Genomic DNA, 22,219 nt, shown 5'->3' with positions numbered 1-22,219 from the left:
TCGACGGACAGCGGCAACGACCAGAAAGGGACGCACGTGCGTACCACTTCGAATCCGGTTTTCAGAAACCTGCCTCGGCAAGAGGGCGGTGGCTACGCCAATTTCGGTTCGGGCGTCGCCGGTGCGGGCCAAATGGGCCAGCTGGGACAGCAATACGGGAACCAGTACGGCCAGCAGTACCAGCCGCAGCCCTACCAGCAGGCGCCCGCCACCCGGGCGATGACCATCGATGACGTGGTCACCAAGACCGCGATCACGCTCGGCGTGCTTGCGCTGTCGGCGATCATCTCCTACGGCCTGACCAACGCGAACACCTCGCTGGCACCGCTTTTCGTCATCGGCGGCGGCCTCATCGGCCTGGTGCTCGTGCTCATCGCGACCTTCGCCAACAAGATGGACAACCCGGTCCTCGTGCTCTCGTACGCGGTCTTCGAGGGTCTGTTCGTCGGTGCGCTGTCGTTCATGTTCACCAACATCGAGTTCGGTGGTGTCGGCGGTAGCGCGATGATCGCGCAGGCGGTGCTCGGCACCTTCGGCGTCTTCGCAGGCATGCTCGTCGTCTACAAGACCGGCGCGATCCGCGTCACCCCGCGCTTCACCAGGATGATCGTCGGCGCCATGATCGGCGTGCTCGTGCTCGCGCTCGGCAACTTGATCGCCAGCTTCTTCATCTCCGGCGGCCTCGGCCTGCGCGACGGCGGCCCGATCGCCATCATCTTCAGCCTGGTGGTCATCGCAATCGCCGCGTTCAGCTTCCTGCTCGACTTCGACGCCGCCGACCAGCTGATCCGCGCCCAGGCGCCGGAGAAGGCGGCCTGGGGCGTCGCGCTCGGCCTGACCGTCACCCTGGTCTGGCTGTACGTCGAGATCCTGCGCCTGCTGAGCTACTTCAACAACGACTAGTAGTCCGAAAGCTAATGGCCCCCTTCCTGACTCAGGAAGGGGGCCGTTGCTTTTCAGCTTCTCGGGCTAGCTCAAGCGCTCGATGACCATCGCCATGCCCTGGCCGCCGCCGACGCACATGGTCTCCAGACCGAACTGCTTGTCGTAGGTCTGCAGGTTGTTGATCAGCGTGGTGGTGATGCGGGCGCCGGTCATGCCGAACGGGTGGCCGAGCGCGATCGCGCCGCCGGAGACGTTCAGCTTGTCCTCGTCGATCTTCAGCTCGCGGGCCGAGCCGAGCACCTGCACCGCGAACGCCTCGTTGATCTCGACCAGGTCGATGTCGTCGATCGACTTGCCCGCCAAGGCGAGCGCGCGCTTGCACGCCTCGATCGGGCCGAGGCCCATGATCTCCGGGGACAACCCGGAGACGCCGGTGGACACGATGCGAGCCAGCGGAGTCAGGCCGAGCTCCTTGGCCCTGGTGTCGCTCATCACGACCAGCGCGGCGGCGCCGTCGTTGAGCGGACAGCAGTTGCCCGCGGTGATCGTGCCGTCGGGGCGGAACACCGGCTTCAGCTGGCTGACCGCCTCGTAGGTGACGCCCGCGCGCGGGCCGTCGTCCTTCGCGACGATCGAGCCGTCCGGCAGCGTGACCGGGGTGATCTCGCGTTCGAAGAAGCCGTTCTTGATCGCTTCCTCGGCCCGGTTCTGCGAGCGGACGCCCCAGCGGTCCTGCTCCTCGCGGGTGATGCCGGTGAAGCTCGCCACGTTCTCCGCGGTCTGCCCCATCGCGATGTAGGCGTCCGGGAGCAGGCCGTCCGCGCGCGGATCGTGCCAGGCGCCTGCGCCGCCCTCTGCGGTCTTCGCGGTGCGCGCCTCGGCGTCGGCGAAGAGCGTGTTCTTGGTGTTCGGCCAGCTGTCGGCGGAACCGTTCTTGTACCGCGACACCGTCTCGACGCCCGCGGAGATGAAGACGTCACCCTCGCCTGCCTTGATCGCGTGGAACGCCATCCGGGTCGACTGCAACGACGAGGCGCAGTAGCGGTGCACGGTGGTGCCTGGCACCAGGTCGTAGCCGAGCTCGACCGCCACGATGCGGGCGATGTTGAAACCCGACTCGCCGCCGGGCGAACCGCAGCCGAGGATCAGGTCATCGATCGTGTTCGGGTCGAGGGCGGGCACCTTGTCCAGCGCCGCGCGGACGATCTGGGTGGTCAGGTCGTCGGGCCGCATGTCGACCAGTGATCCCTTGGCCGCCCGGCCGATGGGGGAGCGGGCGGTCGAGACGATGACAGCCTCAGGCATGAGGACTCCTTTGTCGGAAGGTACGTGCGAACCGTTGTTGTTACTCGCGAGTTCGTATCGAATCTACGTCGCGCCCCGATGACCGGGAAGCGGCGGGGGTCGCCTCGTCGAGTGCCGTCAGCAGCACCGGAAGTAGTTGCGCCGCCGCGAGTTCGTAGCCTGCGGCCGACGGATGGAACCCGTCGGCGGCGAACAGCAGTTCGGGCTGTGCCCGGAACTCGGGAGCGAGCAGATAGCCCATCGGGACCGGCCGCCCGCCCGCGACGGTGGTGGCCACCGTCTGCGCGCGGGCCAGCCGGACACTCCAGTTGTGCACCACGGTGCGCAGCGGCTGCGGAATCGCGGTCACCGTGCCGAGATTCGGGCAGGTGCCGACCACGACAACGGCGTCGGCCATGTGCAGCCGCGCGACCGCGGCGGCCAGCCTGCGGGCCGAGGCGCGCACCGAATGCTTCTTGGTGATGTCGTTGGCGCCGATCAGGATGACCGCCGCGTCCGGCGGCGGGCCTGCCACGAACATGGCATCCACCTGACCGGACAACCCCTTGGAGGTGGCGCCGGAGATCGCCTTGGTGCTCAACCGGATTCGTTGCCCGGTGGCCACCGCGAGGCCACGGGCCAGTCGCACGCCGGGCACCTCGTCGGCGACCACGCAGCCGACACCGGCCGCGGTGGAGTCACCGAAGATCATCAGGTGCAGGTCCGCGTGCTTGCCGGTGCGCCACCGCTCCGGCTCGAGGCAGCCCGCGGTGTAGATGCCGTCGGCCTCAGGGGGTTTCGAGGTATCGCGGCCGATCACGCCACGGGCGACGCCGGCCTGTGCCATCAATAGTTTGGACGCTGCCCACCATGCCGTGGTCGCTCCGGAGCCGGCCAGCACGGTCGCGGCACCGGTCACCGCGGCGGTACGCCAGCCAATGCGTGGTGCACTCACAAGAGAAAATGTACCGACTTTAAGCAGGCGGGGCAGCAGGAGCAGGAACGTTGAACCAGCCGTAAGCCGGGATACTCGCCGCGTCGGTGGTGACGGTGACCTCGATGCGGCCCGGCCCGGTGTCCTGGAACAACGCGTACTGCATGCTGCCGTAGAGCCCGGTCACCACGGTGTTGTCGTAGCGGCCCACCGCCCCGGTGGTGGTGTTCCGCCAGGCCACCGTGGTGTTGACCTCGCACAACGGAGCCAGCGGGTAGTCGCCAGGCCCGATCCCGATGACGGGCAGTGCGCGCACGTTGAGGATCGCCCGCCCAGGCCAGGCGGGGCTCACGTCGGCCCAAGTGCGAATGGTGGTCCCGCACAGGCCGCCATACGCGAGCGTCGGCACCTGCGGGAACTCGATGGTCACTGCCTTGGCCTGTGCGCCAGGTCCGACCAGTGCGGTCACTGCCGCGCCGGCCAGAACAACGCCGGCACGGGCGATGTTCGGCTGCTTCATGCTCACGAATCCTAAACGGAGGTTGAACAGTTCCCCCTGTTTGTCGAGCTCTGGGGTTTTCCGCGTGGCGTGCGCGAACTCACACTGCGGTCATCTGGAACGATGGGGCCCATGCGCATCGCCGACCATGTCGTGGACCTCATCGGCAATACGCCGCTGGTCCGGTTGAACTCCGTTGTAGGCCCCGATGCCGGACTGGTGGCCGCCAAGATCGAATACCTGAATCCGGGCGGTAGCTCCAAGGACCGGATCGCGGTGAAAATGATCGATGCCGCCGAGAAGTCCGGCCAGTTGCGGCCAGGCGGCACCATCGTCGAACCGACCTCAGGCAACACCGGAGTCGGGCTCGCGCTGGTCGCCCAGCAGCGCGGCTACCACTGCGTCTTCGTCTGCCCGGACAAGGTCAGCGAGGACAAGCGCAACGTGCTGCGTGCCTACGGCGCCGAGGTGGTCGTGTGCCCGACCGCCGTGGCCCCGGAAGACCCGGCCAGCTACTACAGCGTCTCCAATCGCCTGGTCGGCGAGATCGATGGCGCGTGGAAGCCGGACCAGTACTCCAACCCCGGCGGCCCGGACAGCCACTACGAGACGACCGGCCCGGAGATCTGGCGCGACACCGAAGGCAAGGTCACCCACTTCGTCGCGGGCGTCGGCACCGGCGGGACCATCACCGGCACCGGCCGCTATCTCAAAGAGGTGTCCGGCGGCAAGGTGCAGATCATCGGCGCCGACCCGGAGGGCTCGGTGTACTCCGGCGGCACCGGACGGCCGTACCTGGTCGAGGGTGTCGGCGAGGACTTCTGGCCCTCGGCCTACGACCCGGCCATCCCGGACGAGATCATCGCGGTCTCCGACGCGGACTCGTTCGACATGACCCGCCGCCTCGCCCGCGAGGAAGGCCTGCTGGTCGGCGGCTCGTGCGGCATGGCCGTTGTCGCGGCCATCGAGGTCGCGCGGCGCGCCCCGGACGCGGTCGTCGTGGTGCTGTTGCCCGACGGCGGCCGCGGCTACCTGTCGAAGATCTTCAACGACCAGTGGATGAGCTCCTACGGGTTCCTGCGCGACCGGCTCGACGGCAGTGCCGAACCGTTGGTCGGGGATGTGTTGCGCGGCAAGTCGGGTGCCTTGCCCGACCTGGTGCACACCCACCCGTCGGAGACGCTGCGCGACGCGATCGAGATCCTGCGCGAGTACGGGGTGTCGCAGATGCCGGTCGTCGGCGCGGAGCCGCCGGTGATGGCAGGCGAGGTCGCGGGCAGCGTGTCCGAGCGGGATCTGCTCTCCGCGGTGTTCGAAGGCCGTGCGCACCTGACGGATTCGGTGGCCAAGCACATGAGCCCGTCGTTCCCGTTGATCGGCGCAGGCGAGCCGATCTCCTCCGCGACCAAGGCGCTGTCGGACACCGACGCGCTGATGGTGGTCGACGACGGCAAGCCGGTCGGCGTCATCACCAGGCATGACCTGCTCGGCTTCTTGAGCACCGGCAGCCTGGGTCGTTGATTCGGAACTAACTGTTGCCCTTGGCTTTCCGCCCACCGAACCCGTCTCGGTTCGGTGGGCGGCGGCCAGCGGCTCAGTCGCGCCGGACCATGCCTGCGATCGGCACCAAGAGCAATACCGTTGCGCCACCGAGTAATCCGAAGGCGAGCCGGAAGTCGCCTGTCTCGTCGCGCAGCGCGCCGACCAGGACGGGTGCCACCGCCGCGGCGGCGTAGCCGACGAAAAACGCCATGGCGCTGTAGCGTCCGGCTTCGGCCACATCGCGGCTCATCGACACCGGCACGGTGAGCACCAGGGTGAACAGGCCGCCGTGGCCGATGCCGAGTGCGACGATCCAGAGCCAGGTGGCGGTGGCCGGGCTCAGTGCGAGCCCGAGGAAGCCGACGGCCGTCAGCACTGTGGTCAGCGCGAGCCCGACGCGCTTGTCCCTGTGCTCACCGAGCAGCGCCGGAACCGCGAGCATCGCCACCACCTGGATCGAGATCATGGCGGTGAGCAGGAAACCCGCGTAGGCCTCGCGATATCCGGCCGCATCGTGCAACAGCGGTGCGACCCAGGCCAATTCGCAGTAATACAGCGCCGAGTTGAGCGCAGCGAGCACGGTGATCCGCCATGCCGTCACGCTGCGCAACGGCAGGCCCTTCGTCGCGGGCCCCTGCGGTCCCGACACATCGTCCAGGCGCAGCGCGGACCGCGCCGCAGACCACAGCAGGATGCCTGCGACGGCGAGTACCGCCCACGACGCCAGCGCGCCCGGCCAGGAATCCAGCGCGTCGGCTAGCGGCGCGCTGCTGCCTGCGGCGACCGCGCCGCCCAATCCGAGTCCCGCGGTATAGATGCCGGTGACCAGCCCGGCGCGCTCGGCGAACCGCGACTTCACCACCGCGGGCAGCAGTGTCTGCGCGACGGCGATGCCGGCGCCGACCACGGCGGCGCAGCTGAGCTGCAGCCAGGTTGCGGTGCCGAATCCGCGTGCGGCAGTGGCGATTGCGACCACCACCAGGCCGATCAGTACGCCGCGTTGCAAGCCGAAGCGGCGGCCGATCGCCGCCGCGACGGGCGCGCACAGACCCATCGCCAGGGTCGGGACGGTGGTCAACAGGGCGACCCCGGTAGAGGACAAGCCGAGGTCTAGGCGAATCCGATCGACCAGCGGGGACACCGCGGCGATGGCGGGGCGCAGATTGGCCGCGGCGACGAACAACGCCATCGTTGCAAAGGCGAGGGCGGCGCGGTCTTTGGTGGTCGGTGTGGGGCGGTCTCGAAGTGTGGTCATGACGGGTACCTCAATCTCGGACATTTAATGTCCAAGTTATAGCACAGTCTCGGACATTTTCTATCCGAGATATGCTGTCCGCATGAAGATGTCCAACGGCGTCGAATGGGCCATGCACTGCTGTGTTTCTCTCGGTCAGGCGGTCGACCCGGTGCCCGCCGCCCGGTTGGCCGAGTTGCATGGCGTGCCGACGGCCTACCTCGCCAAACATCTCCAGGCGCTGTCCCGGGCCGACATTGTGCGCTCGGTCCCCGGCCCGGCCGGCGGCTACGTGCTCACCCGTGCCGCCGACAGCATCACCGCCCTCGAGGTGGTCGAGGCGGTAGACGGCACCGACCCGGCCTTCCGCTGCACCGAGATTCGCCAGCAGGGCCCGCTCGCCCTGCCCGCGAAAAGCTGCCGTGTGCCCTGCGCGATCGCCCGCGCCATGGCCGCCGCCGACGCGGCGTGGCGGGCGGCCCTCGCCGCCATCACCATCGCGGACCTGGCCGCGAACATCGACGCCGACAGTAGCGGCACCGCGCTGACCGACCTGCGTGACTGGCTGACCACCGGCACGCGCTAACCCTCGAATGCCTGTGCACTCCAGGACTGTTCGGCACGTCGACTCGGTGCGTCGCTGACCTGGATGCTTACCTCCGCGTTGGTATTGGACGGAAAAGTGCGTACTTGCCGGTCCGTTCGGTGTGCACCAAGACTGAAGTCGGTAGTCGGCGACCGTCGTCGAAATATCTTGGAGTGGAGCGACTATGACCGACCGCACGCCGGTGACCGTGGTTGGTCTCGGATCGATGGGCAGCGCGCTGGCGAAAGCCTTTCTCCGTGCCGGGCATCCGACCACGGTGTGGAACCGCAGCCCGGAGAAGGCGGCATCGTTGGTGGCGCTTGGTGCCAGGCACGTCGGCGAGATCGCCGAGGCGGTCGCCGCGAGTCCGCTGATCATCAGTTGCCTCATCGGATTCGAGGCCACCGCCGAGACCCTGGCGCCGGCCTGCCATGCGATCGGTGGGCGCACGCTGATCACGGTGAACAGCGGGGCTCCGGCAGGGGCAAGGGCACTGGCCGCATGGGCCGCAGAGCACGACGCCGGTTTTCTGGGCGGCGCGATCAAAAATGTGCCTGCGGCCGTTGGTAACCCGGATACGCTGCTGTACTTCGGCGGTAGCCGTGCGCTCTTCGACGAGCACGCCGAAACCCTGCGGGTGCTCGGCGGCGACCTGGAGCATCTCGGTCCCGAGCCCGATCTGGCTGCCCTGTACGAGGCCGCCGTCGGCGCGACCCTGCTGCCCGCGCTACTGGGGTTCTTCGAAGGCGCCGCGGTGCTGTCCGCGCGTGGCTTGCCTGCGAGCTCGATGGTGCGGCACGCGACCAAGTGGCTGCAGATGATCGAATCCCTGCTGCCCGTCCTCGCCGAGGAGATCGACACCCGCGACTACACCAAGCTCGGCTCCTCGGTCGCGTTGTTCCATTCGGCCAACGACGACGACCTCGCCCTCGGCACCGAAACCGGCGTCGACATGGCCTGGCATCGGCCGATGTTCGAGCTCCTCGGCCGCGCGATGGACCAAGGATATGGAGACAACAGCATCACCGCGCTCTACGAACTGCTCCGCGGGGATCGAGCCGACGAGCACGATCTTCGCGGCAGGCTCGCGGCCGGGGCCGACTAGCTTCGTCGCGTCGCGTCGCGTCGCATCCGCACGCTCAGCGGGCAGTGCGCTGCGTGGTGATCCGGCCGACCACCCATGCGACCAGCAGCGCGACGAGGAACGACAGGAGGGACGCGCTCATCCACGCCTGCTTGGTGAAGTGCAGGCGCTCTTGGATGTTCACCCAGAAGTCGGTCCACACGCCGGCATCACCCGGATTGATCAGCTGATAGACGGTGAACCCCGCGAGCCAGGCGACGATCATGCCCCACCGCGACGGTGCGTCGGCGGCGGTGTTCCACTCGCCCTTCGCCCGCAGGAAGAAGTCGCCGACGAGCACGCCGAGCATCGGCACGAACACCGAGCCGATCAGCCCGAGGAAGCCGAAGTAGTTGCCCATGTTCAGCAGCAGCGCGAGCACGGTGATCAGCGCGCCGAGGCCTATCGACAGGACCCGGCGGTCCAGGCGCGGCGCGAGATTCTGGATCGAGACCGCGGTGGAGTACACGTTGGCGAACGACTGGTCGGCCTCGCGAAGCACGAACACAAAGAAGAAAAGGCCGCCGAGAGTGACAGCGAGGAAGGGCGAGTACTGGCCGCCGCCGGTCGCCCGCGCCAGCGCGAACAGCCCGAGGATATAGGCGACGATCTGGGTGAGCGCGTAGGCGCCGCTCGCCGCGCCGAACGCGGAGCCGGTGCTGCGCGAATGCCTGGTGTAGTCGGCGGCCACCGGCACCCAGGAGATCGACACCGCAAGCGCCGCGTCCGTGGCGATCCAGAAGAGGTTCCAGTCGACGCCGAACGGACCGCTGCCGTGCGGGCCGGGATTCGCGGTGAGGTCGGGCAGACCCGCGCGGAAGAACTGGATGTAGAACCAGATCAGCGCGATCACCACGCCAGCGGTGACGAACCGGCGCAGCATCCGCACCGAGCCGAGCGGCCAGATCGTCAAGACTGTGGTGAGGACGCCCGCGGCGACGACATACAGCCAGTGCGGGCCGCCGCCGAACAGTTCGTCGGCCGCGTCACCGATGACGATCAGCTCGAAGGTGCCCCAGCCGATCAACTGCGCGATGTTCAAAACCGTTGGCAGGTAGCTGAGTTTCGCGCCGAACAGGCCGCGGAGCAGCACCATCGCCGGTTTGCCCGTCTTAGCGCCAGGCACGGCGGCCAGGCCGAGCATGACGCCGCCCGCGACCGTGCCGACGATCATCGCGAGGATGCCCGCGGCGATCGAGAGCTGCGGTGCGCCCTCGGCATTCGGCGCGAGCACGGTATATGCGCCGGAGAAGGCGATGAGGCTGACGCCGAGATTTGCCCAGAATGCGCTCTGGTCCCAGAAGGACAGCACTTTCGGGGCGGGTTCGTCGAGGGTGAACGGAGCTTCGTGCCGTTCGGCGGTGGGCAAGGTCGAGGCAGACATGACCGAAACGCTCTTCCTACGCCGGCATTACCCGGACAGGTTCAGGCGGTCGGCGAAGCGTGGGGTCCGCCCTCTCAGCCCGGCCGTGCCCGAGCTCCCGCGATAGGGGTTTGTTCGGGCAAATGGTACACGTGACGGCTTCGCGCGTGGTCCGGTCCGTAGGTGGCTGCTAGGTGAACAAATCGCCAGCTGGGCATTCGCTCAATTATTTCCAGATAGAATCATCGGGGACACGAGGTTGTAACAAGATCCGGCAATCCTGCGTCTGAGCAGGGAATTGATGGCATGCGTCGGGGATCACATTAGCTGTTAACCCTGATAACGGAGTCGTAACGGTCTGTTCATTCGCTAGGGCAAGGATTCTCAGGTATGACTCGGAAGCAAGGGATCGGTTGGGTCGCTCTGCTGGCCTCGGTGCTTGCCGGGGCGGAGTTGCTCGACTGGATACATTTTCCAGCGCCCCAAATGATCCTGGCGATCGTCGTCGGTGGCGCGCTGGCGTTGATGGGGAAGCTGCCAGCCCCGCTGCCTCGCCAGGTTTCGGTCGGCGTGCAAGCCATGCTCGGCGTGCTGATGGGTAGCTATCTCGAGGTCTCACTGCTGTCCAGCATCGGCTTGGCGCTCATTCCGGTGCTTGCGGTCACGGTGATGACGCTGGTGATCAGCCTGCTGGTCGCGGTGGTGTTCGCCCGAGTTGCCCACGTGGAGTTGCCAACCGCCACGCTCGGCCTGCTGGCCGGTGGATCCGCGGCCGTGGTGGCCTGCGCCGACGACATGGACGCCGATCCGCGTCAGGTCGCCTTCATGCAGTACCTGCGGGTCGCCCTCGTCGCAGTGAGCGCACCCGCCCTCGGCGCCTTTCTGAACAACAGCAGTAGCGGATTGAGCTCCGAGCGAGTCACTCTCGGTGGCGCGGTCACCAACCCTGATCTGCCCTACTGGATGATCGTCGGTCGCGGCGATCAGGTTGCCGGACTGTCCATTGCGGTGATGCTGTGCATCGTCGGCACCAAGCTCGGCAGGCGGCTCAACATGCCGAGCCCGGCACTGATCGGGCCGATGCTGGTGACCGCGCTGCTCACCGCGCTCGGCGTCAGCCACGGATACGCGCCGACCAACCTGTTCAAGGACCTGCTGTTCGTGCTGATCGGCTTCGAGGTCGGCACCCGGTTCACCAGGACCGTCGTCACCGAGATGGCCAGGATGATTCCCGGCATGACGGTCACCATCGTCGCCCTGTCTGCGATCGTCGCCGGATTGGCTTTCGCCGTAGCGACCTTCGTCGATCTCGAGCTCTCCGACATCTATCTGGCCACGACCCCCGGCGGCATCAACGCGGTGCTGGCGACCGCCGAGTCGATGGATGCGAACCTTCCCCTGATCACCTGCGTGCAGAGCATGCGATTGCTCCTGATGGTGCTGATGCTTCCGCTGTTGACCCGCGGCATGCGCTGGCTGTCCGCGCGCCAGATCCGCATGATGCAGCCAGAACTGGTCGCCTGAGGTCGTTCTCAGACATCCACGATCAAGTCCGTCCATTCGTCGGCGAGCGACGCGAGCCGGTACCACGCCGCGTGCACCCGGTCGTCGGACACCTTCTCTGCGGTGTGCAGGAGATGGCTGGCGTGCACGTGCGCCGCGGCCATCCGATCGACGGTCGCGCCGAGTGATCGGGCGCGCAGCTGCTCGGTGTACCGGCGGCGCGGCAGCTTGGTGGCCACCCACGCGTCGATGGCGGCCACCAACTCGGCACGGCGGCAATCTATTCCGGCGGCCCCCAGCGGATCGCGGTGGCGCTGCCTGTGCAACGTGGCCAGCGCGCGGGCCCAGTCGATGAGCGGATGGTCGGTGACCGGATCGCTTGCCTGGCCACCGAAGGCGGCGACCAGTTCGCGTTGATCAGGCAGCGGCCGCGTGCCGCCACGGCTGGGGCGATGGCCACGATCACGCACGAACATCGCGGGCTCCTCGGCGCATCGCGATGCGGGGGATCGGGGTAGTGCCGACGGCGTCGGCGGACAGTGGGGTCATGGTGCACCTCCAGGTGTCGGGCGGGAGGCATTGCCCTGATGCCGGATCCGGAGCTAAGCGTGCGCCAGCTGTCTCGGCGTGTCGGTGTCGGACAGATGGCACGTCGATGACAGGTCGTAACAATCTTCTCCGCAAACCGTCGGGTCGGTTGTGAGGTTGGCGAACCGAACGGCGCGGGCTACGCGCCTGGAAAAGGTAGATGTCGCGCCGAATGCGCCGATGTGGCAAATTATCTGCAAACAGCTGGTTCGAGTAATGTCGCCGGGGTATAACCGGCCATGAAGCCGCCTCGGCAAACTGCCTTGGCGTAATCGGATAGCGAAGGGACGGGCATGTACACCTCCAGTTTGGCTATCGATTTCCAACAAGGCCTCTCGGACGCGTGGAGCTCCGTCGCCACGTTCGTCCCCAAGCTGGCCGGATTCCTTGTCATCCTGATCATCGGCTGGATCGTCGCGAAGATCGTCTCGACGATCGTGGACAAGGTGCTCGACCGGCTCGGCTTCGACCGGCTGGTCGAGCGTGGCGGACTCAGGCAGATGATGTCGCGCAGCCGCTACGACGCCTCGGATCTGCTGGCGAAGCTGGCCTACTACGCGATCCTGCTGATCGCGCTGCAGCTCGGCTTCGGCGTCTTCGGTCCGAACCCGGTGAGCGATCTGCTCGACGGCATCGTCTCGTGGCTGCCGAAGGCGGCGGTCGCGATCATCATCGTGGTGATCGCGGGCGCGATCGCGTCCGCGGTGCGTGACCTGGTCGGCAACATGCTCGGCGGGCTGTCCTACGGCGCGATGATCGGCCGCGTTGCCGCGGTGTTCATCTGGGGCGTCGGCCTGGTCGCCGCGTTGAATCAGATCGGCGTTGCCACCTCGGTCACCATGCCGATCCTCATCACCGTGCTCGCCACCATCGGCGGTGTCCTGGTGGTCGGCATCGGCGGTGGCATGATTCGGCCGATGCAGCAGCGCTGGGAGAACTGGTTGAGCGGGCTGGAGGAGGAGATGCCCGCGGTCAAGGGGCACGCGGAGGCGTACTCGCGTGGCCGCGAGGATGCCTCGCGCGAACAGCTCTGGATGGACCAGCAGGCCAGCCGTGGTCAGCACGGGCAGCAGTGGGATCAGGGCGCGATGCAGGGCGGCGGATCCTACCGGCAGTCCGGTGAGTACATGGGCTACCGCGATCCCGGCGACGCGCGCTGATCTCAGGTTCAGGTCACAGTGCGTCCGCGCTCGGTTCCGGCCGAGCGCGGACGCACTGTATCGAAGTCGTTGTGCGGCAACGCGGTATCCGGCGGTAGCAGGAAATCAGGCAGACACGTGCGCCGCGTGCAGGCACACGCTCGCCAGCCGCAGCTGCGCCCAGCCAGCATTCGCCCAGCTGTCGAGGTCGTCGGGCGCCGCGCTGGTCAGCGCCTGCCTGCCGGGTTCCTGTGCTTCGCGCACCTGATCGACGAGCCCGCGGGCGTATCCGGCAAGCAGCACGCTGACCGGGACCTTCGCCGCGTCCTCGACACCGTGCTCGAGAATGTCGCGCACGGCCGCCGCATGCTGGTCGAGGGCGGCCGAGAGCGCAGGCAGCTCGGCGGCGGCGGCCAGTGCGGGCACCCCGTGCGTCTTGTGTAGGCGGGTCAATATCTTGCGTGCCGACACTTCGAGCAACGCCGGGCCGAGCGAAAACATGTCTCATGCTAGCAATCGCTCAGTATTTATGAAACTGTGATGCTCCACTACGTCAGATATGTCGTATTAGTGCGGCTCAGCAAACATGCCGCACGAAAAGGCTTGCCGGAGAACCGGATTCTCCGGCCCGGGCGGGCCGCCCGGACCGGCAGCGAATCCGCCGCACCGACCCGCCGGGTTACCGGAAGGCGTTCGCGTCGGTCAGTGCGCGGCCGAGCACCAGCTGGTGCACCTCGGCGGTGCCCTCGTAGGTGAGCACCGACTCCAGGTTGTTGGCATGCCGCAGCACCGGGTAGTCCAGCGTGATGCCGTTGGCGCCGAGGATGGTGCGGCACTCGCGGGCGATCGCGATGGCCTCCCTGGTGCTGTTCAACTTTCCGGCGCTCACCTGCTCCGGGGTCACCGCGCCGCGATCCTTCAGCCTGCCCAGGTGCAGGGCGAGCAGCTGGCCCTTGCCGAATTCGAGGGCCATGTCCGCCAGCTTGGCCTGGGTCAGCTGGTAGCCGGCCAGCGGCTTGTCGAAAACCTCACGGGTGCGCGCGTATTCGATGGTCGAGGCCAGGCAGTCGCGGGCCGCGCCGAGGGCGCCGAAGATGATGCCGAAGCGGGCCTCGCTCAGACAGGCCAGCGGCGAGGCGAGCCCGCGTGATTCCGGCAACACCGCCTCGGCGGGCAGCCGGACGTCGTCCAGGTCGAGTTCCGCGGTGATCGAGGCGCGCAGCGACAGCTTGCGGTGCATCTCACGCGCGTTGAACCCGGGCGTCCCCGCCGGGACCAGGAAGCCGCGGATCCGCTGCGTGCCCTCGTCCTCGGTCTGCGCCCACACCACCGCGACGTCGGCCACCGAGCCGTTGGTGATCCACATCTTCGAGCCGTTGAGCACCCAGTCGGCGCCGTCGCGCTTGGCCCTGGTCCGCATGCCGCCGGGGTTGGAGCCGAAGTCGGGTTCGGTGAGCCCGAAACAGCCGATCGCGCGGCCAGCCGCCATCTCGGGCAGCCACTGCTGCTTCTGTTCCTCCGAGCCGTACTTGTGGATCGCGGTCATCGCCAGCGAGCCCTGCACCGAAACCATGCTGCGCACACCGGAATCGACCGCCTCCAGCTCCTGGCAGGCGAGGCCGTACATGGTGGCCGACATGCCCGCGCAGCCGTAGCCGTCCAGATGCATGCCGAGCAGTCCGACCTTGCCGAGTTCCGGGGCGATCTCCCGAGCCGGGAAGGTGCCCGCCTCGAACCAGTCCGCGATGTGCGGGCGCAGACGTTGCGCCGCGAAGGCCGCGACGGTGTCGCGGATCTCGCGCTCGTCGTCGGACAGGAGGGTATCGATCGCGAACAGTTCTTCCACAGTGACCATGGGTCAAGACTAAAGGGGCCGGGTGCGGTTGAGAGCAGGGTCACTAGGCTTCGATGCCGTGAATTTTCCGACACATGCCCTCTAGCTGTGTAAATAGATCGGTTTCTGGCTGAAGGAAGGGCGATCCATCCTGTCGGCTGGTGGACGTGATCCAGATCTTCGTCACTGTCGGGTATGTCTTCGGGGCCCGCCGGTGTTGTCGACTGTGTGAAACGGGGCCTTCCCGTCACGCGCCGGTGCGACCGAGCTTGGAGTTGCCGGTTGATCGCTCCCAATTAGGCTGGGGTTCATGAGTGAGCTGGGGTTCTCCACACGTGCCGTGCATGCCGGATTCGATCCAGACCCGCAGACCGGTGCGGTGAACGTACCGATCTACGCGAGTTCGACGTTTGCCCAGGACGGAGTCGGCGGTCTGCGCGGCGGTTTCGAGTACGCCAGGACCGGAAACCCGACCAGGTCGGCGCTGGAAGCGAACCTCGCCGCCCTCGAATCGGGCACCTACGGCCGGGCCTTCGCCTCGGGCATGGCCGCAACCGACTGTGCGATCCGCGCCACGCTGCGCCCCGGTGATCACATCGTCATCCCGGACGACGCCTACGGCGGCACCTTCCGGTTGATCGACAAGGTGTTCAGCCAGTGGGGTATCGAGCACTCGCCCGCCCACGTGTTCGACGTGGACGAGATGCGCGCGGCGATCCGGCCGAACACCAAGCTGGTCTGGGTGGAGACGCCGACCAACCCGCTGCTGAGCATCGGCGATATCCCGGCGCTGGCCGACATCGCGCACGCCGCGGGCGCGAAGCTGGTGGTGGACAACACCTTTGCCACCCCGTACCTGCAGCAGCCGCTGCTGCTCGGCGCGGACATCGTGACGCACTCCACCACCAAGTACCTCGGCGGCCACTCCGACGTCGTCGGCGGCGCGCTGATCACCAACGATCCCGAGCTCGACGCGGCATTCGCGTTCCTGCAGAACGGCGCGGGCGCGGTGCCTGGCCCGTTCGACGCGTTCCTCACGATGCGCGGCACCAAGACACTGGCCGTGCGGATGGATCGGCACTGCGACAACGCCGAGACCCTGGTCGAGTTCCTGTCCGGGCATCCGGCCATCGCCAAGGTGATCTACCCGGGCCTGCCCGAGCACCCCGGCCACGAGATCGCCACCAAGCAGATGCGCCGGTTCGGCGGCATGATCTCGGTGCGACTACACGGCGGCGCCGACGCGGCCCGCGAGTTCTGCTCGCGCACCAAGGTTTTCACGCTTGCCGAGTCGCTGGGCGGGGTGGAATCGCTGATCGAGCATCCGGCCGCGATGACGCACGCCTCCACCGAGGGCTCCGAGCTGGAGGTGCCCGCCGATCTGGTGCGGCTCTCGGTCGGCATCGAGGATGCCGCCGACCTGCTCGCCGATGTCGCCCAGGCGCTGAAGGACTGAGGCCGACCGAGATGGCGAAGCGGCCGCACCTGGGTTCCGGGTGCGGCCGCTCGTGTCTCAGGGGACGTGCTCGGGCGAGTCGCGGTGCGACCAGGCCCGCAGCGTCAGCTGTGGTAAGGCTCCGCGCTGACCAGGGTGACCTTCATGGTGTTGCCGTTGGGCAGCGTGTATTCGCGGGTCTCGCCGACCTTGGCGTCGATGAGCGCGCCGCCGAGCGGGGACGCAGGCGAGTAGGTCTCCAGCTTGGAGTCGTTCAGGCCCTCTTCGCGGGTCGCGATGAGGAAGGTCTCGGTGTCGGACTCGTCGCCGTCGTAGTAGACCTTGACGACCGAGCCGGGGAGTGCGACGCCGGACTTGGTCGGCGCGACGCCGACCTTGGCGTTGTTCAGCAGCTCTTGCAGCTGGCGAATGCGCGCCTCCTGCTGGCCCTGCTCCTCGCGCGCGGCGTGGTATCCGCCGTTCTCCTTGAGGTCACCCTCTTCACGACGTTCGTTGATCTCGGCGGCGATGACGGGACGATTGGCGATGAGCGCATCGAGTTCGCCCTTGAGCCTGTCGTGCGACTCCGGGGTCAGCCAAGTCACTTGCGTCTCAGTCATCTCGATCACTCCCTAGTAGTTGTTCCCGGCAGGCCGGGATTCCCTGATAACTGCCGCAGTACCCACCCGTGGGGCGGGCACGCACCAGTCGACGGCTAGAGCGATCCTGGGAAGTTCGTCGAACCCCGACAGGCTTTAGTTCCGGGCAAACTGAGAACCCGGAACTGATAGCGCTGGCCGCCAATGCAGCAAACACGGCTCCGAACCCCGGAACCGTGTATCAGGCCATTTTAGCATGAATCACAAACATGCAGGTCGGAGTTAATTTCGAGGAACAATGGTACGGCAAAAGGGGCAAATCACCCTGCTCGAAGATAGCTGGGCACCTGCCCGCTGCACGCGTAGATGCTGCTCGAGGCGGGGCGCGAGGACGCCTTGACCGTCGTGGTCAGCTCGATCGTGCCGCTGGTCGACGGCTCGACCAGCACCTCGCGCCTGCCGACCTCGACGCTGTCGCGGGCCATCGCGCGGACGAAGCAGACCACCGGCTTGCTCGGGTCCTTGCGGGTGACCTTGATCCGGACGCTCATCGTGGAATCGTCGAGGACGGTGTAGCCGAGCTGCTCGGAGTCGATGTCCTTGGGGCCGTACTTCTGGTAGCCGATGAAGGCGACGACACACCCGAGCAGCACCACGGCAACGGTGAGGGCGACCGGTGTCCAGCGACGGCGTACCGCCGGGCGTGTCCCATACCGGTCGGTCGGCCTTTGGCTCGTCACCGGAGTAGCCGCCTCTTCGCGCTCGGTCAAAAGATCGCTCCCGGGGGGTACGTCGGAACAAAAGTCGGTCGAATGGAACTATAGGGAACGAAGACCCGACACCCGCGAGCGAGAGCGACGGTGAACGAGACGTGAGTGGCCTTCGCCTCATGGCGGTCCATGCCCACCCCGACGACGAATCCAGCAAGGGTGCCGCGACGACCGCACGCTATGCCGACGAAGGACACGAGGTCCTCATCGTCACGCTGACCGGTGGCGAACGTGGCAGCATCCTGAACCCCGCGATGGACACCCCTGGCATCCTCGACCGGATCGACGAGGTCCGCCGTGAGGAGATGGCCGCGGCGGCGCGTGCGCTCGGCGTGCGGCAGCAGTGGCTCGGCTTCGTGGATTCCGGCCTGCCGGAAGGTGACCCGCTGCCGCCGTTGCCGGAAGACAGCTTTGCCCTGGTGCCGTTGGCTGAGTCCACCGAGGCCCTCGTCCGGGTAGTGCGCGAGTTCCGGCCGCACGTGATCGTCACCTACGACGAGCTCGGCGGTTACCCGCACCCCGATCACATTCGGTGCCACGAGGTGTCGGTCGCGGCCTACGAGGCGGCGGGCGATCCCGAGCAGTTCCCCGAGGCCGGTGCGCCGTGGACGCCGCTGAAGCTGTACTACACCCACGGGTTCACCGCGCGGCGGATGGAGGTCTTCGCCGAGGAGTACGAGCGCATCGGCGAGCCGTTCCCGTTGCAGGAGTGGCTGGACCGGATGCGCAAGTACGTTCCCGAGCGTGGCGACGTGTTCGCCAGGGTCACCACCCAGATCGACTGCGCCAAGTACTTTCCGCAGCGCGACGATGCCCTGCGCGCGCACGCGACGCAGATCGACCCGAACGGTGCGTTCTTCGCCATCCCGCTGGAGATGCAGCAGCGGCTGTGGCCCACTGAGGAATTCGAGCTGGCCAAGACCAGGGTGCGCACGGCGCTGCCGGAGACCGACCTGTTCGCGGGTATCGAAGACGAGCAGCGGTGATGCTGGTACTGCTCGCTCAGACCCCAGGCACCCCGACCGGACCCGAGTTCGGCAAGGCGTCGCCGCTCGGGTTGGTCATCATCCTGATCCTGCTGGCAGGCACCGTGCTGCTGGTGCGGTCGATGAACAAACACATCAAGAAGTTGCCTGCGACCTTCGAGCCGGAACATCCCGAGCCGGACCAGGAGGCCGACGAGGGGACCGAGCACGGCATCACCACCCGGCCCGACGAGTCCGGGCCGGGCGGCCGGGCCGACAAGACCTGACCTCGGGTCGCTGAGCTGTTGCTTGTCACGTTTTCGCGTGCTGTGTCGTCAATGGGGTAGTCGCGGCACGAACCACAAAATCGCATGAGCCCGGCGGACGAGAAGCGGTGCCATGCAGGGGCTCGAATTCACGACGTCGAATTGTCGATTTAGGTGTTTCGCTGCTTCGCGCCAATTTTGATCATGGACAGCAGTGAAAGTTAGGAATCGGCAATGGTATTCGAAGAACTGCGTAGTGCACTGCCCGGCCGGGTGCTGCTTCCTGGCGACGAGGGGTTCGACGGGGCCGCCCGTCCGTGGTCGCTCGCGGTGACCCAGCCGGTGGCCGCGGTGGTGCAGGCCGCGGACGCGGATGATGTTGCCGCAGTGGTGCGGTACGCCGCGCGGGCAGGCGTCCCTGTGGTGGCGCAACCCACCGGGCACGGTGCGTCCGGTGGGATCGATAACGCGATCCTGCTGCGCACCAAGGGGCTCGGTGGTGTGTCCATCGATGCCGAGCGTCGGATCGCGAAGGTGGGCGCCGGCGCGCAGTGGGGGCAGGTGCAGGCCGCGGCGTCCGCGCACGGGCTGACCGGTCTGGCGGGTAGCAATCCGGTCGTCGGGGTCACCGGGTACACACTCGGCGGCGGGCACGGCTGGTTCAGCCGCAAGTACGGGTGGGCCTCGGATGCGGTGCGCGCGTTCGAGATCGTGGACGCGACGGGCGGGCAGGCGCGGGTCACCGCCGAGAACGATCCCGAGTTGTTCTGGGCATTGCGTGGTGGCGGCGGCGACTTCGCCGTCGTGACCGCGCTGGAGTTCGAGTTGTTCCCCGCGCCGGAGTTCTACGGCGGCCGGATGATGTGGCCTGCCGGCAAGACCAGGGCCGTGTTCGAGGCGTTCCAGGAGATCACCGCGGCGGCGCCGGACGAGCTGTCGGTGTGGTTCCATCGCTTCCAGTTCCCGGACGCCCCGCCCATGGTCGCGATGGATGTCGCGTACCTCGGCGCGGCCGACGCGGGCCGCGCGCTGGTCGCCGGTCTGGACGCGATCGGCGATGTCATCGTGGACAAGCGCGGTGTGCTTCCGGTCAGTGCCGTCGGCGACATCACCGCCGAACCCACCGACCCGAGCGCGTCGATCTCGCGTGGTGAACTGCTCACCGATCTCGGCGACGCGGTCGTGAAAACTCTGGTGGACGAGCAGATTTCCCCGCTGGTCGACATCCAGATCCGCCATCTCGGTGGTGCGCTGGCGCAGGCTGATCCTGCGGCGGGTGCGCGGGGCCCGGTGGCCGAGCCCTACCTGCTCTACACCCTCGGCCTGGCGCTGCCGCATCTCGTCGACGCGATCCATGCCAGGAACGCCGAGATCGTCGACGCGATCGGCGGGCACATCAGCGGGCTGAAGCCGTACACCTTCCTGACTCCGGCGGAGTCGGCCGCGGCGGCCTTCGACGAGGCGGTGCTCGCCCGGTTGCGCGCGCTCAAGCAAGCGCGTGATCCGCAGTCGACTATTCGGGCCAACTACCCAGTGCTCGGGTAGTTCAGGCGGGGCCGCCCGCGGGTATACGAAATGGCCGCGACTCGGTAGGCGTGCTCTGGTCTCGGCGAAGTGACGAATTCGACGCCGCACGACACCATTCGGTGGAATGCGGCGTCGAAATCGTCTGCCCCGAAGAAAGAATGTGTGGTGCACCCTACGGTCACAACAACGGGGAGACAACAGTTTTCATGTCTACTAAAGACCCACGTTGCGTGTGTACCGCCCGCATTGCACACTGTACCGAGATGTATTCGGCCTGCGACTCCGCTTTATCCATCGGTCATCGAGAAGCACACTGCTGGCAACCTATTTCGCGTCGAGCAGCTTTCGCAACGGCCTCCATATGTCGCCCGCCTGTGTTACCAATTCAGCCAGACCGTTCGACCGAAGGAAGCTCATGGACAACGTGATCGGACAGATCGACCGTGCACTCGACGCGACGAGCGTGATCGTCGCAGCCCTGGACGAGAGTTCCTTGGCCGCGCCGACGCCGTGTCGGGAGTGGGATGTGCGTGCCGTGCTGAACCATACGGTGGGCGGCATGCACATCTTCGCGGCTGCGCTGAGCGGCACGGATTCGGGCGCCGATCACGAATCCGATTGGCTCGGCGGCGATCCGCAGGGCGCGTACGCGGCGGCGGCGGAGGTGGATCGGGCGGCCTGGCATCGGCCAGACGCGCTGGACAACACGGTGAGCATCTCGCTCGGTGCGTTGCCCGCGCCGATGGCGGCGCTGGTGCACCTGACCGAGCTGGTTGTGCACGGGGTCGATATCGCGGTCGCCATCGGCAGGGCGGATCTGGCCGACGACGTGCTGTGTGGCGAACTTCTCGCGACCATGCAGGCCAGGGGCGGCATCGACCAGTTCAGGGCGCCGGGCATCTTCGGCGCCGAAGTTGTTGTCGAGGAAGGGCAGCCCGCGCATCGCAGGCTGCTCGGTTACGTCGGACGTGAGGTGCTGGCGCGGACCCCGTAGCGGCGGGGCCCGCGTCGGGCTAGCGGATCCGCACTACCGACGAGGCCGCGAGGAGCAGCAGCTCGTTCGATGCGGGTCGCTGGTAGCTGAGCCTGCCGGCGTGGCTGCGGTGCAGTGCATGCTGCTCGGCATGGCGCGAAGACGTCGACGCGTCGCAATTTCGGACATTTCGGGCTGCGTCGTCGTCGTTCGGACGTGCGATGGTGAATTTACGCATGGCAATTCCGCCCTTTCCGGCGAGAGGTAGGTTTATCGGCCCGATTTCACGCGCGCCCACGACATTTCGGACACACGCGAAAAGCGTGCGCCACGGGGTGCGCGTTCAGGCGCGTCGGAGTTCGGCAGCACAACAGCCGCAGGCCCGAGGAACAATCGAGCCCGCGGGTCGATCGGCGGCGGGCAGCTCTACCGGTCGAGCTCCCGAATCCCGCCGACTCGGCCATGACTTGAACCCGCGCCCCGAGGGCGCGGATCAACCGTTGTCTGCGATCTTGACGCGCTCTGCACTGTATCCATTCGAATTCCCCCGGCGCATCCTATTTTCGGCGGGCTCGTGGACGCCGCACGTCCACCGGCCGCCCGGTCAGTGCCGAGTGTCCGCAGCGGAGGTCGGCACGGCTCAGTATGCGGCCGTTCTTCCTCGGGTCCACCCACGCGAGCGCCGTCCCGCTCCGCCTTCGGAATCCCAGCGCTGTTCTGCGGTGGTCATGTCACTCGCGGCGAGGGGTGTGATGACCTGGAGGGTCAGGTGGGCGCCGCTGACTCCGAGGATTTCGAGAGTGCGTGCGGCCATGTGCCGATAGCCGTCGAGCCGCACCTGACGCCCGGCGAAGTCGAGCTTCCTTGGCGCGGTGGCCCATTCATCGGTGTGGTAGATCACTCGATGAATCGAGCCGAGCCGGGGAACCAGCGTCGTGAGCAGACCAGGCAGCTCGCTGGCGAGGTCTCGACTGTGTGGCCACCAGAACCCGTCGTAAGCCCCGGTACCGCGACCATCGAGCTCGAGCCGCAGTCGGTGGGTGGGCGACGCGTGTGGACCTGGGTTGGTTTCGGTTGATTGTGACGTCATGATCGACACCCCTCTCGCGGGCTCTACAGTGTCATTCTACGCTGTAGGCCTCACTTGTAGTTGAGTGCAAGTCTGCTGGT

At 67.1% G+C, this 22,219-nt stretch carries 22 protein-coding genes and 1 riboswitch; of the genes, 11 read left to right on the top strand and 11 right to left on the bottom strand.

Translation table 11 applies throughout. The annotated features are described in order from the left end of the window. Nucleotides 1-36: 36 nt before the first annotated feature. Complete coding sequence (locus tag ACGFNJ_RS09980) at nucleotides 37-903, top strand: Bax inhibitor-1/YccA family protein (protein ID WP_393445519.1); 867 nt, start codon at nucleotides 37-39, stop codon at nucleotides 901-903. Nucleotides 904-969: 66 nt separating this feature from the next. On the opposite strand, the gene ACGFNJ_RS09975 is transcribed toward ACGFNJ_RS09980, so the two are convergent. The 3 genes from ACGFNJ_RS09975 to ACGFNJ_RS09965 are packed head-to-tail and all read right to left on the bottom strand — an operon-like array spanning nucleotide 970 to nucleotide 3,623. After that, nucleotides 970-2,190 carry an acetyl-CoA C-acetyltransferase gene (locus ACGFNJ_RS09975; RefSeq protein ID WP_393445518.1) on the bottom strand — a complete coding sequence of 407 codons (1,221 nt, stop codon included), beginning with the start codon at nucleotides 2,188-2,190 and terminating at the stop codon, nucleotides 970-972. Between the two features lie 40 nt (nucleotides 2,191-2,230). Beyond that, on the bottom strand, nucleotides 2,231-3,124 hold the full coding sequence (locus ACGFNJ_RS09970; protein WP_393445516.1) for an SGNH/GDSL hydrolase family protein: 894 nt from the start codon (nucleotides 3,122-3,124) through the stop codon (nucleotides 2,231-2,233). Nucleotides 3,125-3,143: 19 nt separating this feature from the next. Beyond that, nucleotides 3,144-3,623, bottom strand: a complete 480-nt coding sequence (locus ACGFNJ_RS09965) for a hypothetical protein (protein ID WP_069164647.1) — start codon at nucleotides 3,621-3,623, stop codon at nucleotides 3,144-3,146. Between the two features lie 111 nt (nucleotides 3,624-3,734). On the opposite strand from ACGFNJ_RS09965, the gene ACGFNJ_RS09960 reads away from it, so the two are divergent. Continuing rightward, nucleotides 3,735-5,123 (top strand): cystathionine beta-synthase, encoded by a 1,389-nt coding sequence (locus ACGFNJ_RS09960; RefSeq protein ID WP_393445514.1) that lies wholly within the window; start codon nucleotides 3,735-3,737, stop codon nucleotides 5,121-5,123. A 73-nt stretch (nucleotides 5,124-5,196) separates the two neighbouring features. Here the strand turns inward: ACGFNJ_RS09960 and ACGFNJ_RS09955 are convergent, their stop codons facing one another. Next, nucleotides 5,197-6,399, bottom strand: coding sequence for a CynX/NimT family MFS transporter (locus ACGFNJ_RS09955; protein WP_393445512.1), 1,203 nt, complete (start codon nucleotides 6,397-6,399; stop codon nucleotides 5,197-5,199). An 82-nt stretch (nucleotides 6,400-6,481) separates the two neighbouring features. Between ACGFNJ_RS09955 and ACGFNJ_RS09950 the strand changes: the two genes are divergently transcribed. Next, nucleotides 6,482-6,964, top strand: a complete 483-nt coding sequence (locus ACGFNJ_RS09950; protein ID WP_393445509.1) for an RrF2 family transcriptional regulator — start codon at nucleotides 6,482-6,484, stop codon at nucleotides 6,962-6,964. A 184-nt stretch (nucleotides 6,965-7,148) separates the two neighbouring features. Next, entirely contained in the window at nucleotides 7,149-8,069 is a 921-nt protein-coding gene (locus ACGFNJ_RS09945) for an NAD(P)-dependent oxidoreductase (protein ID WP_393445507.1), read from the top strand. Between the two features lie 34 nt (nucleotides 8,070-8,103). Here the strand turns inward: ACGFNJ_RS09945 and ACGFNJ_RS09940 are convergent, their stop codons facing one another. Beyond that, nucleotides 8,104-9,471 (bottom strand): purine-cytosine permease family protein, encoded by a 1,368-nt coding sequence (locus ACGFNJ_RS09940; protein ID WP_393445504.1) that lies wholly within the window; start codon nucleotides 9,469-9,471, stop codon nucleotides 8,104-8,106. After that, nucleotides 9,468-9,582: riboswitch (TPP riboswitch) on the bottom strand. Its footprint overlaps the gene before it by 4 nt. Before the next feature lie 258 nt (nucleotides 9,583-9,840). On the opposite strand from ACGFNJ_RS09940, the gene ACGFNJ_RS09935 reads away from it, so the two are divergent. Beyond that, complete coding sequence (locus tag ACGFNJ_RS09935; RefSeq protein ID WP_393445502.1) at nucleotides 9,841-10,974, top strand: AbrB family transcriptional regulator; 1,134 nt, start codon at nucleotides 9,841-9,843, stop codon at nucleotides 10,972-10,974. Between the two features lie 8 nt (nucleotides 10,975-10,982). On the opposite strand, the gene ACGFNJ_RS09930 is transcribed toward ACGFNJ_RS09935, so the two are convergent. Further along, nucleotides 10,983-11,429, bottom strand: a complete 447-nt coding sequence (locus ACGFNJ_RS09930; protein ID WP_393445500.1) for a DUF4254 domain-containing protein — start codon at nucleotides 11,427-11,429, stop codon at nucleotides 10,983-10,985. 405 nt (nucleotides 11,430-11,834) lie between these two features. Here ACGFNJ_RS09930 and ACGFNJ_RS09925 point away from each other — a divergent pair, with 405 nt between their 5' ends. Beyond that, a complete protein-coding gene (locus tag ACGFNJ_RS09925) occupies nucleotides 11,835-12,701 on the top strand; it encodes a hypothetical protein (RefSeq protein WP_393445498.1) in 867 nt (288 codons plus the stop codon). A gap of 105 nt (nucleotides 12,702-12,806) precedes the next feature. Here ACGFNJ_RS09925 and ACGFNJ_RS09920 read toward each other — a convergent pair whose 3' ends face one another. Further along, complete coding sequence (locus ACGFNJ_RS09920) at nucleotides 12,807-13,181, bottom strand: DUF6401 family natural product biosynthesis protein (RefSeq protein WP_393445496.1); 375 nt, start codon at nucleotides 13,179-13,181, stop codon at nucleotides 12,807-12,809. A gap of 178 nt (nucleotides 13,182-13,359) precedes the next feature. After that, entirely contained in the window at nucleotides 13,360-14,535 is a 1,176-nt protein-coding gene (locus ACGFNJ_RS09915; protein WP_069164639.1) for an acyl-CoA dehydrogenase family protein, read from the bottom strand. 289 nt (nucleotides 14,536-14,824) lie between these two features. On the opposite strand from ACGFNJ_RS09915, the gene ACGFNJ_RS09910 reads away from it, so the two are divergent. Further along, a complete protein-coding gene (locus ACGFNJ_RS09910; RefSeq protein ID WP_393445493.1) occupies nucleotides 14,825-15,970 on the top strand; it encodes a cystathionine gamma-synthase in 1,146 nt (381 codons plus the stop codon). 104 nt (nucleotides 15,971-16,074) lie between these two features. Here the strand turns inward: ACGFNJ_RS09910 and greA are convergent, their stop codons facing one another. Continuing rightward, nucleotides 16,075-16,569: a transcription elongation factor GreA gene (greA, locus tag ACGFNJ_RS09905; RefSeq protein WP_014988087.1), complete on the bottom strand. Its 495-nt coding sequence runs from the start codon at nucleotides 16,567-16,569 to the stop codon at nucleotides 16,075-16,077. Nucleotides 16,570-16,868: 299 nt separating this feature from the next. Continuing rightward, nucleotides 16,869-17,318, bottom strand: a complete 450-nt coding sequence (locus tag ACGFNJ_RS09900) for a DUF4307 domain-containing protein (protein WP_393445490.1) — start codon at nucleotides 17,316-17,318, stop codon at nucleotides 16,869-16,871. 119 nt (nucleotides 17,319-17,437) lie between these two features. Here ACGFNJ_RS09900 and mca point away from each other — a divergent pair, with 119 nt between their 5' ends. The 4 genes from mca to ACGFNJ_RS09880 all read left to right on the top strand — a co-directional run bounded on the left by mca (nucleotide 17,438) and on the right by ACGFNJ_RS09880 (nucleotide 21,070). Further along, nucleotides 17,438-18,304, top strand: a complete 867-nt coding sequence (mca, locus tag ACGFNJ_RS09895) for a mycothiol conjugate amidase Mca (RefSeq protein WP_393445931.1) — start codon at nucleotides 17,438-17,440, stop codon at nucleotides 18,302-18,304. Continuing rightward, a complete protein-coding gene (locus ACGFNJ_RS09890) occupies nucleotides 18,304-18,570 on the top strand; it encodes a hypothetical protein (RefSeq protein ID WP_393445488.1) in 267 nt (88 codons plus the stop codon). The genes mca and ACGFNJ_RS09890 overlap by 1 nt, the downstream gene beginning before the upstream one ends. A gap of 213 nt (nucleotides 18,571-18,783) precedes the next feature. Then, nucleotides 18,784-20,094, top strand: a complete 1,311-nt coding sequence (locus ACGFNJ_RS09885) for an FAD-binding oxidoreductase (RefSeq protein WP_393445486.1) — start codon at nucleotides 18,784-18,786, stop codon at nucleotides 20,092-20,094. Between the two features lie 397 nt (nucleotides 20,095-20,491). Then, complete coding sequence (locus ACGFNJ_RS09880) at nucleotides 20,492-21,070, top strand: TIGR03086 family metal-binding protein (protein WP_393445484.1); 579 nt, start codon at nucleotides 20,492-20,494, stop codon at nucleotides 21,068-21,070. A 619-nt stretch (nucleotides 21,071-21,689) separates the two neighbouring features. On the opposite strand, the gene ACGFNJ_RS09875 is transcribed toward ACGFNJ_RS09880, so the two are convergent. Next, nucleotides 21,690-22,139 carry a DUF5994 family protein gene (locus ACGFNJ_RS09875; RefSeq protein WP_393445482.1) on the bottom strand — a complete coding sequence of 150 codons (450 nt, stop codon included), beginning with the start codon at nucleotides 22,137-22,139 and terminating at the stop codon, nucleotides 21,690-21,692. Between the last annotated feature and the right edge of the window lie 80 nt (nucleotides 22,140-22,219).

Source organism: Nocardia sp. NPDC049149 (assembly GCF_043197455.1).
Classification (GTDB): domain Bacteria; phylum Actinomycetota; class Actinomycetes; order Mycobacteriales; family Mycobacteriaceae; genus Nocardia.
Note: the sequence above shows the minus strand (reverse complement) of the source record. Positions and strands in the feature narration are given on the sequence as shown.